The sequence below is a fragment of the Reyranella sp. genome, from assembly GCF_030651995.1.
Taxonomy (GTDB): domain Bacteria; phylum Pseudomonadota; class Alphaproteobacteria; order Reyranellales; family Reyranellaceae; genus Reyranella.
Window position 1 is genome coordinate 1 of the sequence record NZ_JAUSBN010000033.1, and the last position, 14,016, is coordinate 14,016.

Here is a 14,016-nt window from a genome sequence, read left to right on the forward strand (position 1 = left end):
TCTTCGCAGTGAGCTGCACGCTCGGCAGCGTTGAGCTTCCTCCCGCCCAACAAAACACTCCGTCGTCCTGAGCGGAGACTCCCGAAGGGCGGCGCAGTCGAAGGCCCTCTTTTCTGGCGAACGGCGCGTTGAAACAAAAAAAGAGGTCCTTCGACTACGCGCCTTCGGCGCTCCGCTCAGGACGACGGGGATAACTACGACAGCGGCTTCTTCTTGAACGTCACTACCAGCACGTCGCGATAGGCGGGCTGGGCCGGGTTCTCCGGCTGCACCGGCGTCACGCCGTGATAGCAGCGGGAATCGTCGACGAGCGCGGCATCGAGCGGATCGGTGAGGGTGAAGCTGCCCAGCGCGCGCTTGTCCAGATCGTGCACCGTCGTGGTGCCGCTGGCGATGTTGCGGCGGTTGATCAGCAGCACGAGCACGTAGTCGACGCCGTCCCGATGCATACCCTCGGGTGTCGGCTTGCCGGCCTCTCCGGTCCTGGCCTCGATGCGGAACTGGTGGACCTCGACGTGCCACTTCTTCGCATCGGGTGCGAGGCGTCCGAACAGGGCGCGGCAGTATTCGAGGATGGTGCGCATCGAAGCGCCGTTGCCGATCTCGTCGGTTACGGGCTTGAACCAGCGCTCGATGCCGCCGTTCAGGGTGTTGTAGTCGAGCCCCTGATAGTGCGGCTGGTGAGGGCTGCGCACGATGGCGCCCTGACGCTCCGCCGCATAGACGCCGAAGCGTCTCCGCCGGTAGCGGCCGCCATCGCCCATGTAGGTATCGACTTCGAGATCGTTCCAGCTCTCGGCGAAGGCCGTCCAGTCGGCAAGCGACCCGAAACGGCCGAGGGCCGTTCGCATGTCGGAGGCTTCGACGAAGGCATAACCCGCGCGTTCGACGGCGGCGCGGATGCCCGAGGCGTTCTGCAGGCCGGTACCGATTTCACTCATATTGGTTACCTTAGCATTACGGTGCCATCATTCCTCATCTGAAGCGCATGAACGTTTCTAGGGATTGGCGCAGCGCTTGCAGACACCGGCCCGCGCGGGGTAGGGGCGCCGACAGGGAGATCGACCGATGCCGTATGCGACGACCGACGATGGCGTGAAGCTCTATTTCGAGGAGACGGGAGCCGGGGCGCCCATCGTCTTCGTGCACGAATTCGCCGCGGACCATCGCTCGTGGGAAATGCAGATGCGCCACTTCGGCCAGCGCAATCGCTGCATCACCTACGGCGCGCGCGGCTATCCGCCGTCCGACGTGCCGGAGAAGCCCGAGAGCTACAGCCAGAACCGCGCCACCGACGACATCCTGGCGGTGATGGATCATCTCGGCATCGACAAAGCCCATGTGGTCGGCCTCTCGATGGGCGGTTTCGCCAGCCTGCATTTCGGCTTCCGCCATCCCACGCGGGCGCGCTCGCTGGTCGTGGCCGGCGTCGGCTATGGCGCGGAGAAGCACGAGACGGCGAAGTTCAAGGCCGAGGTCGGCATCGTGGCCAGGTCGCTGCAGGAAGAGGGCATGGCGGCCTTCGCCGAGAAGTACGCCTACGGTCCGACGCGCGTTCAGTTCGAGAACAAGGATCCGCGCGGCTTCGCCGAATTCAAGAAGGCGCTGGCCGAGCATTCGGCGCTGGGCTCGGCCAACACCCAGCTCGGCTGCCAGGGTGAGCGGCCGTCACTCTATGACCTGGTGGACAAGATGCGCGCGATGACCGTGCCCACCCTCGTTCTGACCGGTGACGAAGACTGGCCCTGCCTCGCGCCCTCGATGCTGATGAAGCGCGAGATTCCGACGGCGGCGCTGGCGGTGATGCCGAACTGCGGCCACACGATCAACCTCGAGGATCCCGACCAGTTCAACCGCATCGTCGGCGACTTCATCGTCCAGGTCGAAGCCGGCCGCTGGCCCAAGCGCGACCCGCGCGCGGTCTCGGGCTCGATCACGGGGATGAAGTCTTAAGGGTAAATCCGTCGTCTCGACCGGAGCGCGTAGCGCGCAGCGGAGAGACCTTCTCTCTACGAATTGCCGGCTTTTGGTGGAGAGTAGGTCTCTCCGCTACGCCTCGCTGCGCTCGGCTTCGGTCGAGACGACGGAGTCTCGTCTACGCTGTTAAACCACCATCGCACACGAACTCCGAGCCGGTCGAAAACGTCGACTCGTCCGACAGCAGGAACAGGATCATGTGCGCCACCTCGTCGGCCTGGCCGAGTCGGCCGAGCGGATGGAGTTCCTCCAGCGCCTGGCGACCCGTCATGTTGCCGACGTTGATATCGAGCCTCGGCGCGATCATCGGCGTGTCGATATAGCCCGGGTGCACGGAGTTGCAGCGGATGTTGTACTTCTGCTGGGCACAGTGCAGCGCCACGTTCTTGGTGAGGGTGCGCACCGCGCCCTTGGAGGCGCAGTAGGCCATGGCGTAGGACGCGCCGCGCAGGCCCAGCACCGAGGAGATGTTGACGATCGAGCCACCGCCCGACGCCTTCATCGCCGGGATGGCATGCTTGCAGCCGAGGAACGTGCCCAGCGAGTTGATGTCGTTGACCCGGCGGTATTCTGCCAGGGTGCAGTCCTCGATCGAGTTGCGCACGCCGACGCCGGCCGCGTTCAGCAGCCCATGCAGCGCGCCGAACTTCTCGACGGTGGCCGCGACGGTGGCCTGCCAGCTCTCTTCCTGAACCACGTCGAGCGGCACGAAATGCGCGGCGTCGCCCAGCTCGGCCGCCAGCGCATGGCCCCTGGCCTTGTCCCGGTCGGCCAGGACGGCCTTGCCGCCCTCGCGCACGACCATGCGGGCGGTCGCGGCACCGATACCGGACGCACCGCCACTTATCAGGACGACCTTGTTCTCAAGACGGGGCAAGGAGCGACCTCCTCATAAGGCCGGCGGTGACCCCGCCGTCGGAGGTGAACTCCGCGCCGGTGACGAAGGACGATCGGTCGGAGGCCAGCCACAGGACGAGCTCGCCCAGGTCCCGCGGCTCGGCCATGCGGCCGATCGGATGGCGGGAGCCGAGGAAGGCCTTGCCCTGTTCGTGGCCGACGGCCTGCCACAGCGGATTGAAGATCGGCGTGTCGACGCCGCCCGGATGAACGGAATTGCAGCGGATGCCGTATTTCTGTTCGGCGCAGTAGAGCGCCACGCTCTTGCTGAGCAGCCGCACCGCACCTTTGCTGGCGGTATAGGCGGTGGGACCGGCGCCGCCGACCAGGCCGGCGATCGAGGAGATGTTGACGATCGATCCCGATGATCCGGTCTTGCCCGCGCCGAGATGCTTCATGCCCTGGATGGCGTACTTGCAGCCGAGGAACACGCCCTCGGAATTGATCGCCTGGACGTTCTGCCAGTTCTCGACGGTCGTGGTCTCGGGATTCCCGGGACCGCCGGAGATGCCGGCATTGTTGACCATGATGTCGAGCCGGGCTTCGCGCTGGAGGATGTCGGCCAGCAGCGCCTGCCAGGACTCCTCCGATACGACGTCATGCATTACGAAGCGGCCGACCTGAGTCTCTTTAGAGCCCTCAGCCAGGTCGGCCACGATTACGGCGGCACCCGCTGCGGCGAGCAGGGCGGCCGAGGCGGCGCCGATGCCCGAACCGCCGCCGGTGACGACCGCCACTCTCCCGGAAAGTTCATCGCTCATAGCGAGGGGAGCATAGCGGCTAAACGCGTGCTGCGTTAGCGTATCCTCGTGGAGGATTGCATGGAGAAGTGGACGAGAATTCTCGGATGTGTGGTCGTGCCGGTCGTTCTGGCCGCCTGCACACAGACTGCGGGGGGACCCCCGCCGGGCATGACGGCGGCGCAGGGCGCGGCCTATTGTACGAAGCTGACGACGGTCTACAGCGAATATGTCGCCGGCCTTGCCACGTCGATGGGCGGCGTTGGCAGGGGCGGCGGCCAGTCCGACATCGACGCCCGTGTCGCGATCGCCCAGTGCCAGGACGGCAACACGGCCGCGGGCATTCCGGTGCTGCAGAGGGAGCTGCGCAACAACAAGGTCGAGGTGCCGGCCCCGTGAGAACTCCTTTGCACATGACCCGGTTTGCCGGACTGATCCTCTTGCCGCTGGTCGCGGCGGCCTGCACCCAGACGGCGGCCGGTCCACCGCCCGGCATGACGGCCGCCCAGGCCGCCGCCTACTGCACCAAACTCAGCTGGGCCTATGGCGAGTATGTCGCGAGCGGCATGGGCGACAGCGCCGGCGACGATGACAACACCGACGCCGACATCAATGCGCGCGTGGCGATCGCCCAATGCCACGAGGGCCAGACAGGCGCCGCCATTCCGGTGCTGCAGCAGGAACTCCGCCGCAACAAGGTGCCGGTGCCTCCGGTCTGACGCCCGGTCTGGTCCGACCATAGAAAAACCCGGACGGTCGCCCGTCCGGGTTGATCTTCACATGCTGCACTGCCGACTAGAAGACCAGGTCGCCCTTTACCAGGACCCAGCGTCCGTTCTTGATCTCCTGGATCTGGGTGATCGTCGTCGCCAGGTGGTTGGTCTTGGAGAACTTGGTCGGGGGCGATCCGAAGATGTCCTGGTAAATGCCGCCCGACTCCATGGCGTCGAGCAGCTTCTGCCCCGTCAGCTCCTTGCCCGCGACCTGGGCATAGTGGGCAAAGGTCATCACCGCATTGTAGCCGATGACCGCCTGGCTGTTCGGTTCCGTACCAAACTTCTTGAAGTAGGCCTCGCACCATTCCTTGACCGCGCCCGTCGACGTGTCGCGGTAGGGAATGACGAAGCCCGCGGCAGCGTACAGACCCTCGACCAGTTCTTTCCCGAGGGCCGGGATTTCGAGCACGTTGACCGGCGTGGCGCCGAGCCAGACCGGGGCGAAGCCGATCTTCTTGGCCTCGGCCATCAGGCCGATCGTCTCGCGAATGACCGTGCCCATCACCACGAGGTCGCAGCCGTCGGACTTCATCTTGGCGGCCTGAGCGCTGAAGTCTGAAGCGCCGCGCTTGTAGGTCGTGACCGACGCGGCCTTCATGTTCATCGCAGCGAGCTGCTGGGTGAAACCGTCGAATACGTTCTTACCGTACTCGTCGTCCTGGTACATGATGCAGGCGGCCTTGGGCTTCTTCCATTCGACCATGTACTTCACGGCCGCCCGGGTGCTCTCGACGTAGGGCAGCAGGTTGTTGAACTTGAGCCTTTCCTGCGGCTTCTTCGGGTCGAACTTGAAGGTGAACTCGGCCGCCGTCAGCGGAAAGAGCTGTGGCACGCCGGCATCGAACAGGATGTCCTGTGACGCCAGCACCGTGGGTGAGCCCATGGGCCCGACCATGGCGAACACCTTGTCCTTTTCGACCATCTTCTGACTGGCCAGAACCGCCTTCTTCGGGTCGTAGGCGCTGTCCTCGGCGACCAGTCGGATCTTGCGGCCGTGGATGCCGCCCTTGCCGTTGATATCGTCAACCGCGAGCTGCATGCCGTTGAGTACCGGCACCCCCCAGACCTTGATCGGACCGGAGAGATCCTGATGCGTGCCGATCACGATCTCGGTCGGCGTGATGCCCTGGTTCGTGACCTTGGTTTGCGCGAGAGCCGGCATCACCGCCAGCGTCGTCGTGCAGGCAAGCGTTACCGCGAATGCCTTGAGATGCATTGTCCGTTTCCTCCACTGCTGCGCTCTTCTGACTTTGCGGCGGGTGGCGCACACGACCCGATCCGTCGTCGCTTGCTGCGACTTGGCGGCAAGTAGAGCAGTTTCGCAGCGGTTATGCACGGCGAAATGGAGTTTTCCGGAGCACAAAGGAAAAGACCCGGGCGGACCCGGGCCTTGGTCGTCGAAGGGGGGGGCCGCAGTTCTGGAGGTCACGCTTCGGCACCACCCTGCGGTCATTCGCGACGTGCCGAAGCAGGTAGACGGTGGCCAAGCGCTCGCTGGCGAGAACGTCACCGGCGGCGAGTTGTAGATGTCCCGGAACACGTCGCCGGATTCCACGGGCGCGAGGAAATTGTCGCGGCTAAGGTCCTTGCCCGCCGCGTTGACCTCGTCGACGGCCATTGTAATGCCGTTGATGAGGGGAACACCCTAGGAATTTGTCGGGCCCGCCAGATCCTGGTGCGTGCCCAGGATGATCTCGGGGGGCATGTCCTGCTCAGGCAGCCTGCGGCCGGTACATGGCGTCGATCTGGTCCTTGTACTTCGTGTTCACGAACGACCGCTTCAGCTTCATCGTCGGCGTCAGCTCCTCGTCCTCGGGCGTGAGCTGCTGCTCGATCAGGTAGAAGCGCTTGATCGTCTCGACCCGGGCGAAGTTGGCGTTGACCCTCTCGATCTCCGACCAGATCAGGTCCTGGACCTCCTTGGAGCGGCACAGGCTGGTGTAGTTGGTGAAGGGCACGTCGATGTCCTGGGCGAATTTCTCGACCGTCTCGCGCTCGATCATGACGAGGCAGGTGAGGTAGGCGCGCTTGTCACCGATCACCACGGCGTCGCTGATGTAGGGCGATGCCTTGAGCTGGTTCTCGATCTCCGACGGCGTGATGTTCTTGCCGCCCGCCGTGATGATGATGTCCTTCATCCGGTCGGTGATCTTGACGTAGCCTTCCTCGTCGATCAGGCCGACATCGCCGGTGTGCAGCCAGCCGTCCTTGTCGACCGTCTCGGCGGTCTTCTCGGGCTGGTTCAGGTAGCCCATGAACACCATGTCGCCCTTGATCAGGATCTCGCCGACCGGCGAGATCGCGACCTGGCCATAGGGCACGGACTTTCCGACGGTGCCGAGCTTGATGGCGTTCGCCGGCATCGCCGTCGCCAGCCCGCAATTCTCCGTCTGCCCGTAGACCTCGTACATGTCGAGACCGAGCGCCAGATACCAGCGGATCAGTTCGGGCGAGATCGGCGCGGCGCCGGTGAACAGCCAGCGGCAGCGGTCGAGGCCGATCATGCGGCGGATGTTCTTCAGCACCAGCCAATAGGCGGCCTGGAAGCGCAGCCTCTCGAACGCGGTAGGTTCGCGCCGTGCCAGCCGCGCGTCGGCGATGGCGAGGCCGGCCGAGATCGCGCGCCGATAGGCCCATTGCTGCAGCGGCGTGGCGTCCTTCAGCGCGATCGTGATGCCGGCGTAGAACTTCTCCCACACGCGCGGCACCGCGCCGAACAGCGTGGGCTGCACCTCGCGGATATTGTCGGGCACCGTCTCGGGGCTCTCGGCGAAGTTGCTGCAAACACCGGTCGCGACGGAGTAGTAGCTGCCGGCGACGCGCTCGGCGACATGGCAGAGCGGCAGGAAGGCCAGCCGCTCGTCGCCCTCGTGCCAGGAGAGCGACAGTTCGGGATGCATGCAGTTCTGCATCGTGTAGACCACGTTGCGATGGCTGTGCATGGCGCCCTTGGGCGGTCCCGTCGTGCCCGAGGTGTAGACCAGGATGGCGAGGTCGTCGGGCTTGCGCGAGGCGACCAGCTCCTCGAACAGCGCGTCCTTGTCCTTGCCGTAGTTGCGGCCCGACGCCATGAACTCGTCGAGCGAGACCACCATGGGGTCGTTGAAGGTGCGCAGGCCTTCCATGTCGAACACCACGATCTTGCGCAAGGTGGGGCAGCGCTCGCGCACGTCGAGCGCCTTGTCGAGCTGCTCGTCGTCCTCGACGAACAGGACCGAGGTCTTCGAGTCGTTGATCAGATATTCGACCTGCTTGGCCGAGTCGGTGGGGTAGATGCCCGAGGAGACGCCCCCCGCGCACAGGATGCCGAAGTCTGCGTAGTTCCACTCCGGCACGGTGTTGGCCAGCACCGAAGCGACGTCGCCCGGCCGGAAGCCGATCTCGTGCAGCGCCAGGGCGACGGATTTCGACTTCTCGAGCCACTGGGTCCAGGAGATGGCGTTCCAGATTCCATAGAGCTTCTCGCGCATGGCCGGCCGGTCGCCGCGCGTCCGGCAGGAGAGCACGAAGCTCTTGGGCAGGGTCTCGGCAACCGTCAGCGTCGCTTTGGTGGGCATGGTGTCCTCGTTCCCGTCAGCGCCAGTTCTTCTTCTTCTTCCAGCGGCGTTCGCCGCGGGCGCCTTCTTCCTTGGCGCCAAGATAGAATTCCTGGATGTCCTTGCTGCCCATCAGCCGCTCGCAGGTGTCGTCCATCACGACGCGGCCGACCTCGAGCACGTATCCGTAATGGGCCGTCTCCAGCGCCATCTTGGCATTCTGCTCAACCAGCAGGATCGACGTGCCTTCCTCGGCATTGACCCGGCGGATGATGCTGAAGATCTCCTTCACCAGCAGCGGCGACAGGCCGAGCGAGGGCTCGTCGAGCAGCAGCAGCTTCGGGCGGTTCATCAGTGCGCGGCTGATCGCCAGCATCTGCTGCTCGCCGCCGGACAGCGAGCCGGCCGGCTGGTCGATGCGCTCCTTGAGGCGGGGAAAATAGACGAAGACTTTTTCCAGGTCGCGGGCGACGCCGTCGCGGTCCTTGCGCAGGAAGGCGCCCATCGCGAGGTTCTCGCGGACCGAGAGGAAGGGGAAGACCTCGCGGCCCTCCGGCACGTGGCTGAGGCCCAGCCGCACGATCTTGTCGGCATCCATCCTCTGGATCGGCCTGCCCTCAAACTCGATGGTGCCCTTGAGCGGGTCGAGCACGCCCGAGATGGTCTTGAGGATGGTCGTTTTGCCGGCGCCGTTGGCGCCCAGCACGGTGATGATCTTGCCGCGCGGCACGGCGAGGCTCACGCCGCGGATCGCCATGATCGGGCCGTAGTAGCTCTCGATGTTGGAGACCTTGAGGATCGGGTCGTCGCTCATGTCCGCTCCTCTCAGGCGCCGAGATAGGCCGCGATGACGTCGGGATGCGCCTGCACCTCGGCCGGCGTGCCGGAGGCCAGCACCTTGCCGTAGTTCAGCGCCAGCACGCGATCGGACACGCGGTTCACCAGGGTCATGTCGTGCTCGACCATCAGCACCGTGACGCCGAGATCGGTGCGGATGTCGCGGATCCAGAACGACATGTCGTCCGTTTCCTCGACGTTGAGGCCGGAGGAGGGCTCGTCCAGCAGGATCAGCTTGGGCTCCGAACAGAGGGCGCGGGCGACCTCGACGACCTTGCGCACCCCGTAGGGCAGGCCCGCGATCAGCTTGTCGCGATAGGCCTGCAGGTCGAGGAACTCGATCACCTCCTCGACCTTGCGGCGGTGCTCCTTCTCGGCGCGGCGCACCGACGGCAGGAACAGGATCTCCTGCCAGAGCTGGGTCGTGGCGTGGCAGTGCCGCCCGACCAGGAGATTGGCCAGCATCGTGGCGTTCTCGAACAGCTCGATGTTCTGGAAGGTGCGGGCGATGCCGAGCCTGGCGATCTGATGCGGCGGGACCTCCGTGATGTCTCGGCCCTCGAAGAACAGCTTGCCCGAGGTCGGGTCGTAGAGCCGCGAGATCAGGTTGAAGATCGAGGTCTTGCCGGCGCCGTTGGGGCCGATGATGGTGAAGATCTCGCCCTTCTCGACGCTGAAACTGACGCTGTCGACCGCCTTGAGGCCACCGAACTGCAGCGAGATGCTGTCGACCGTGAAGAAGCTCATCGGTTGCGCTCCGACTTCACGTAGGTCTTCTGACGCTTGAAGGTGGCCTTCTTGTAGAGCGGGAAGAGCTGGAAGAAGAGCTTCACCTTCAGCCAGCGGCCGTAGAGGCCGTAGGGCTCGAACAGGATGAACATCATGATGATGAGGCCGTAGATCGCGCCCTTGAGGCCGGCGGCCGAGCCGATCGCCGACATGGTTTCCTTCAGTTTGCCCGCGGCATCGGGTGCCATGCCGAGCGTGGTGGCGAGGCTGGCGCCCAGCACCGGCACGTCGTCCTTGAGGGTCGTCAGGAACGGATCGACCATGACGATGAAGATCGCGCCCAGCACCGCGCCATGCACCCCGAAGGCGCCGCCGATGATGATCACCATGATGAATTCGATCGAGAGCAACAAGGTGAACATCTCGGGCGAGATGAACGACATCTTGTGGGCGAACAGCACGCCCGCCATGCCGGTGAGGGCGGCGCTGATGGCGAAGGACTTCACCTTGTAGCCGGCGAGGTCGATGCCCATGCTCTTGGCGGCGGTCTCGGAGTCGCGGATGGCGATGAAGGCGCGGCCGGTGGGCGAACGCAGCAGGTTCAGCGCCAGCAGGATCGAACCCACCAGCACCAGCAGGCAGAGGAAGTAGAAGGCATCGCTGTCGCGCGGGATAGGCTGGCCGAGGAAATCGATGGTCCTGACCCGCATGCCCTCGTTGCCGTGTGTCACCGACTCCCAGCGTGCCAGGATCTCCTCGACGATGAAGGCGAAGGCGATGGTGGCGATCACCAGGTAGATGCCGCTGAGGCGCAGCGCGGGGAAGCCGACCATCGCCCCGACAGCGCCGGTGATGATCGCCGCCGCCGGGAAGTAGACGATGAAGGACATCCCCTGACTCTGCAGGAAGCCGGCCGTATAGGCGCCAATGGCGAGAAAGGCGGCATGCCCCAGCGAGGCCTGGCCGGTGAAGCCGGTGAGGATGATCAGTGCCACGCCGACGATGGCGTAGATGAACACGAAGACGATCTGACTCTGCAGGTAGCTGCCGACCAGGTACGGGAAGGCGATCAGCAGCGCCAGCAGCACGCCGTAGGACCACCAGTAGCCGCTGTGCTTGAGGAGGCGGATGTCCTGGTCGTAATCTGTCTTGAAGACGAAACGCATGGGCTCAGACCTTCTTGCGCATGCTGGGGCCGAACAGCCCATGCGGCCGGACCAGCAGGACGATCAGCAGCACGATGTAGGGGGCGACGTCCTTCCAGCCCTGCGGCAGGTAGAAGCCGGCCAGGGTCTCGATGACGCCGATGATCAGGCCGCCGATCAGGGCGCCGGGGATTGAGCCGAAGCCGCCCAGGACCGCCGCCGGGAAGGCCTTCAGCCCGAGGGCGAGGCCGACGTTGGAATGGATGAAGGTGATGGGCGCCAGCAGGACGCCGGCGGTGGCCGCGACCGCGGCGCTGATCGCCCAGATCAGCGAGACGACCCGCTTGACCGGAATGCCCATGTAATAGGCCGCCAGCATGTTCTCCGACGTGGCGCGCATGGCGGTGCCCATCCGCGTGAAGTTGAAGAAGGCGTAGAGCACCACGCACAGGATAACCGTGGCTACGATTACGGAGAGCTTGTCGTGGGCGATGACCAGGTCGCCGAGTTTCACGACGCCGCTCGAGAAGGGCGTCTCAATCCTGAGATCGTCGGTGCCCCAGATCATGCCGGCGATGGACCGGAGGAAGTATCCCAGCCCGATCGTGGCCATGACGATGGAGAACTGCGGATAACCCAGGATCGGCCGGATCAGGACCCGCTCGGTCGCCATGCCGAACACCGCCATGGCACAGACCGCGAACAGGAAGCCCAACCAGTAGTCGAGGCCGATCAGCCCGATGAAGGTGAAGACGAAGAAGCCGCCCAGCATCATCAGGTCGCCCTGGGCGAAATTGACGACTTCCGTCGCCTTGTAGATGAGGACGAATCCCAGCGCGATCAGGCCGTAGACGCAGCCAAGCGCGATCCCGCTCACCAGCTGCTGGATGAAATCGAGCATTCCCTTACCCTGTCAACCGGCCGTTTATCGGCTTCGCGTTTAACGTGAATCATAAGACATGGCAGGGCTGCGGAGAGTCAATGGATTTTCGCTCAGCGCGTTATACTGTGCATCGATCAAGCGCCGTCACCGGAGAAAACCATGTCGCTCGCCGAGCAGGCCATCCCGTCGGGGAGGCCGCCGTCGCCGTTCTATACCGAGGAGCACGAGGCGTTTCGAAGCACCGTCCGGCGCTTCGTCGAGCGTGAACTCATGCCCCATGTCGACCAGTGGGACGAGGCCGAGGAATTCCCGCGCGAGCTCTATCGCAAGGCATCGGCCGTGGGCCTGTTGCAACTCGGTTTCCCCGAGGAATATGGCGGCGTTCCCACCGATCCGTTCTTCGGCATCGTCAAGGCCGAGGAGATGGCGCGCCACGGCAGCGGCGGCCTCAATGCCAGCCTGAACAGCCACACGATCGGGGCGCCGCCCATTGCCGCGCTAGGGCCGGAATGGATGAAGCGCAAGGTGCTGCCCGAGGTCCTGGCGGGCGAGAAGATCAGCGCGCTGGCCATCACCGAGCCCAGCGGCGGCTCCGACGTCGCTAACCTCAAGACCACGGCGCGGCGCGAGGGCGACCACTATGTCGTCAACGGCTCCAAGATGTTCATCACCTCGGGCATGCGCGCCGACTACTACACGGTCGCGGTCCGCACCGGCGGGCCGGGGGCGGCCGGGGTCTCCCTGTTGCTGATCGAGCGCGACCGGGAGGGCTTCGCCCGCACCAAGCTGAAGAAGATGGGCTGGTGGGCGTCCGACACCGCCCAGCTCTTCTTCGACAATGTGAAGGTGCCGGTCGAGAACCTGATCGGCGAGGAGAATCGCGGCTTCATCGGCATCATGCTGAATTTCAACTCCGAGCGGCTGGGCATGGCGGCCGGCGCCTGCGGCTATGCCAAGGTCTGCCTCGACGAGGCGATCGCCTATGCTCGCGAGCGCCACACGTTCGGCAAGCCGCTGATCGCCAACCAGGTCGTCCGCCACCGGCTGGTCGACATGGCGATGCGCATCAACGCGGTGAAGTCGACGCTCGAGCTGCTGGCGTATCGGGTCGGCCAGGGCGAGAAGCCGGTCGCCGAGATCTGCATGCTGAAGAACCTCGCGACCTCGACCATGGAATTCTGCGCCAACGAGGCGATGCAGATCTTCGGCGGTGCCGGCTACCTGCGCGGCGCCAAGGTCGAGCGCATCTATCGCGAGACCAAGGTCATGTCGATCGGCGGCGGCTCGACCGAGATCATGAAGGATCTCGCCGCCCGCCAGATGGGGTTCTAGATGGAAAAGGACGCGCGCATCGCGCTCTTCCAGCAATGGTTCTCCGACAATATCCCGCACAACAAGGCGCTGGGCCTCAAGGTGATCGGCGCCTCACGCGGCTTCGCCTCGATGCAGCTCGAGTGGCGTGAGGAGTTGGTCGGCAATCCCGAGACCGGCGTGCTGGCGGGCGGGCCGCTCACCGCCATGCTCGACGGCTGCTGCGGCATGTCGGTGGCCACCATGCTGAAGGCGCCGGAACCCTTCGCGACGCTCGACCTGCGCATCGACTATGTGCGGCCGGCCGAGCCCGGGAAGCCGGTGATCGCCGAGGCCGAGTGCTATCGCATTACGCGGTCGGTCGCCTTCACCCGCGCCTTCGCCCATCACGGCGATGCCAAGGACCCGATCGCCGCCGCCGCCGGCACCTTCATGCTGGGCACTAAGGGCAAGCCGACGCGGCCGCCGCTGGAGGACAAGCCATGAGCGCGTTGCTCAGCCGCCTCGCCGAGGCGCGCAAAGAGGGCAATGTCGCCCGCCTGGCCGAGGCCATTCCCTACGCGCGATGGATGCAGATTGCGCCGGAGAATGGCACCGGCGAGCTGCTGACCCGCATGCGTTTTCATCCCGAGCTGATCGGCAACACGTTCCTGCCGGCGATCCACGGCGGCACCCTCGGCGCCATGCTTGAGATGGCGGCGATTTTCCATCTCCTGTGGGAGACGGAGACCGAGACGGTGCCGAAGATCGTCAACATCACGGTCGACTACCTGCGCTCGGCCCGCCCGGTCGACGTGATTGCCTGCGCCAAGGTGACCAAGCAGGGCCGCCGCATGGTCAATGTCTTCGCCGAGGCCTGGCAGGAGGACCGGTCCCGCCCGGTCGCGACGGCCAACGCCCACTTCCTGGTCAAGTCCGACGCCGACGCCCCGCCATCGCTTTAGCAGGCCGTTAAAAAGGTCGGAGTCCTGGCGAATAAACGAGACAAACGAATCGGACGAATCGGGGGCGGCGGCTCCTGAATCATATGTCACGGCGACCGTTGACGGATCATTTTTGCTCGCCGGTACTTCGGAAAACCCTGTTTCAACAGCCTGCTAAATGCCCTCTCCGCGCGCGCAGCGTGGGGAGAGGGAGGGGACCCGCGCATGAGCGCGGGGAGGGTGAGGTGTCACGCCTCATGCC

15 protein-coding genes are annotated in these 14,016 nt (G+C 65.0%); 6 read left to right on the plus strand and 9 right to left on the minus strand.

Translation table 11 applies throughout. The annotated features are described in order from the left end of the window. Nucleotides 1-194 precede the first annotated feature (194 nt). Nucleotides 195-941 carry a 2OG-Fe dioxygenase family protein gene (locus Q7V45_RS08830; protein ID WP_304850255.1) on the minus strand — a complete coding sequence of 249 codons (747 nt, stop codon included), beginning with the start codon at nucleotides 939-941 and terminating at the stop codon, nucleotides 195-197. Between the two features lie 127 nt (nucleotides 942-1,068). On the opposite strand from Q7V45_RS08830, the gene Q7V45_RS08835 reads away from it, so the two are divergent. Then, nucleotides 1,069-1,953: an alpha/beta fold hydrolase gene (locus tag Q7V45_RS08835; protein WP_304850258.1), complete on the plus strand. Its 885-nt coding sequence runs from the start codon at nucleotides 1,069-1,071 to the stop codon at nucleotides 1,951-1,953. Between the two features lie 142 nt (nucleotides 1,954-2,095). Here Q7V45_RS08835 and Q7V45_RS08840 read toward each other — a convergent pair whose 3' ends face one another. Both Q7V45_RS08840 and Q7V45_RS08845 read right to left on the minus strand, forming a co-directional pair. Continuing rightward, a complete protein-coding gene (locus tag Q7V45_RS08840; protein ID WP_304850261.1) occupies nucleotides 2,096-2,854 on the minus strand; it encodes a glucose 1-dehydrogenase in 759 nt (252 codons plus the stop codon). Then, the gene (locus Q7V45_RS08845; protein WP_304850264.1) at nucleotides 2,841-3,611 is read right to left on the minus strand and encodes an SDR family oxidoreductase; all 771 of its coding nucleotides are present in this window, start codon (nucleotides 3,609-3,611) and stop codon (nucleotides 2,841-2,843) included. The genes Q7V45_RS08840 and Q7V45_RS08845 overlap by 14 nt, the downstream gene beginning before the upstream one ends. A gap of 84 nt (nucleotides 3,612-3,695) precedes the next feature. Here Q7V45_RS08845 and Q7V45_RS08850 point away from each other — a divergent pair, with 84 nt between their 5' ends. After that, nucleotides 3,696-4,013 carry a hypothetical protein gene (locus Q7V45_RS08850; RefSeq protein ID WP_304850267.1) on the plus strand — a complete coding sequence of 106 codons (318 nt, stop codon included), beginning with the start codon at nucleotides 3,696-3,698 and terminating at the stop codon, nucleotides 4,011-4,013. 14 nt (nucleotides 4,014-4,027) lie between these two features. Beyond that, nucleotides 4,028-4,333, plus strand: coding sequence for a hypothetical protein (locus Q7V45_RS08855; RefSeq protein ID WP_304850270.1), 306 nt, complete (start codon nucleotides 4,028-4,030; stop codon nucleotides 4,331-4,333). Nucleotides 4,334-4,409: 76 nt separating this feature from the next. On the opposite strand, the gene Q7V45_RS08860 is transcribed toward Q7V45_RS08855, so the two are convergent. The 6 genes from Q7V45_RS08860 to Q7V45_RS08885 form a co-directional block, all read right to left on the minus strand. Further along, a complete protein-coding gene (locus Q7V45_RS08860) occupies nucleotides 4,410-5,606 on the minus strand; it encodes an ABC transporter substrate-binding protein (RefSeq protein WP_304850275.1) in 1,197 nt (398 codons plus the stop codon). Nucleotides 5,607-6,102: 496 nt separating this feature from the next. After that, on the minus strand, nucleotides 6,103-7,947 hold the full coding sequence (locus tag Q7V45_RS08865) for a long-chain fatty acid--CoA ligase (RefSeq protein WP_304850278.1): 1,845 nt from the start codon (nucleotides 7,945-7,947) through the stop codon (nucleotides 6,103-6,105). Nucleotides 7,948-7,963: 16 nt separating this feature from the next. After that, nucleotides 7,964-8,740, minus strand: coding sequence for an ABC transporter ATP-binding protein (locus tag Q7V45_RS08870; protein ID WP_304850280.1), 777 nt, complete (start codon nucleotides 8,738-8,740; stop codon nucleotides 7,964-7,966). Between the two features lie 11 nt (nucleotides 8,741-8,751). Continuing rightward, on the minus strand, nucleotides 8,752-9,510 hold the full coding sequence (locus Q7V45_RS08875) for an ABC transporter ATP-binding protein (protein WP_304850284.1): 759 nt from the start codon (nucleotides 9,508-9,510) through the stop codon (nucleotides 8,752-8,754). Further along, nucleotides 9,507-10,658, minus strand: a complete 1,152-nt coding sequence (locus Q7V45_RS08880; RefSeq protein ID WP_304850287.1) for a branched-chain amino acid ABC transporter permease — start codon at nucleotides 10,656-10,658, stop codon at nucleotides 9,507-9,509. Before Q7V45_RS08880 ends, Q7V45_RS08875 begins: the two co-directional genes overlap by 4 nt. Nucleotides 10,659-10,662: 4 nt before the next feature. Further along, nucleotides 10,663-11,538, minus strand: coding sequence for a branched-chain amino acid ABC transporter permease (locus Q7V45_RS08885; protein WP_304850290.1), 876 nt, complete (start codon nucleotides 11,536-11,538; stop codon nucleotides 10,663-10,665). A gap of 141 nt (nucleotides 11,539-11,679) precedes the next feature. On the opposite strand from Q7V45_RS08885, the gene Q7V45_RS08890 reads away from it, so the two are divergent. The 3 genes from Q7V45_RS08890 to Q7V45_RS08900 are packed head-to-tail and all read left to right on the plus strand — an operon-like array spanning nucleotide 11,680 to nucleotide 13,775. Further along, nucleotides 11,680-12,852, plus strand: a complete 1,173-nt coding sequence (locus tag Q7V45_RS08890) for an acyl-CoA dehydrogenase family protein (RefSeq protein ID WP_304850293.1) — start codon at nucleotides 11,680-11,682, stop codon at nucleotides 12,850-12,852. Next, nucleotides 12,853-13,317, plus strand: a complete 465-nt coding sequence (locus Q7V45_RS08895) for a PaaI family thioesterase (protein ID WP_304850296.1) — start codon at nucleotides 12,853-12,855, stop codon at nucleotides 13,315-13,317. Then, the gene (locus Q7V45_RS08900; protein WP_304850299.1) at nucleotides 13,314-13,775 is read left to right on the plus strand and encodes a PaaI family thioesterase; all 462 of its coding nucleotides are present in this window, start codon (nucleotides 13,314-13,316) and stop codon (nucleotides 13,773-13,775) included. Before Q7V45_RS08895 ends, Q7V45_RS08900 begins: the two co-directional genes overlap by 4 nt. Nucleotides 13,776-14,016 lie beyond the last annotated feature (241 nt).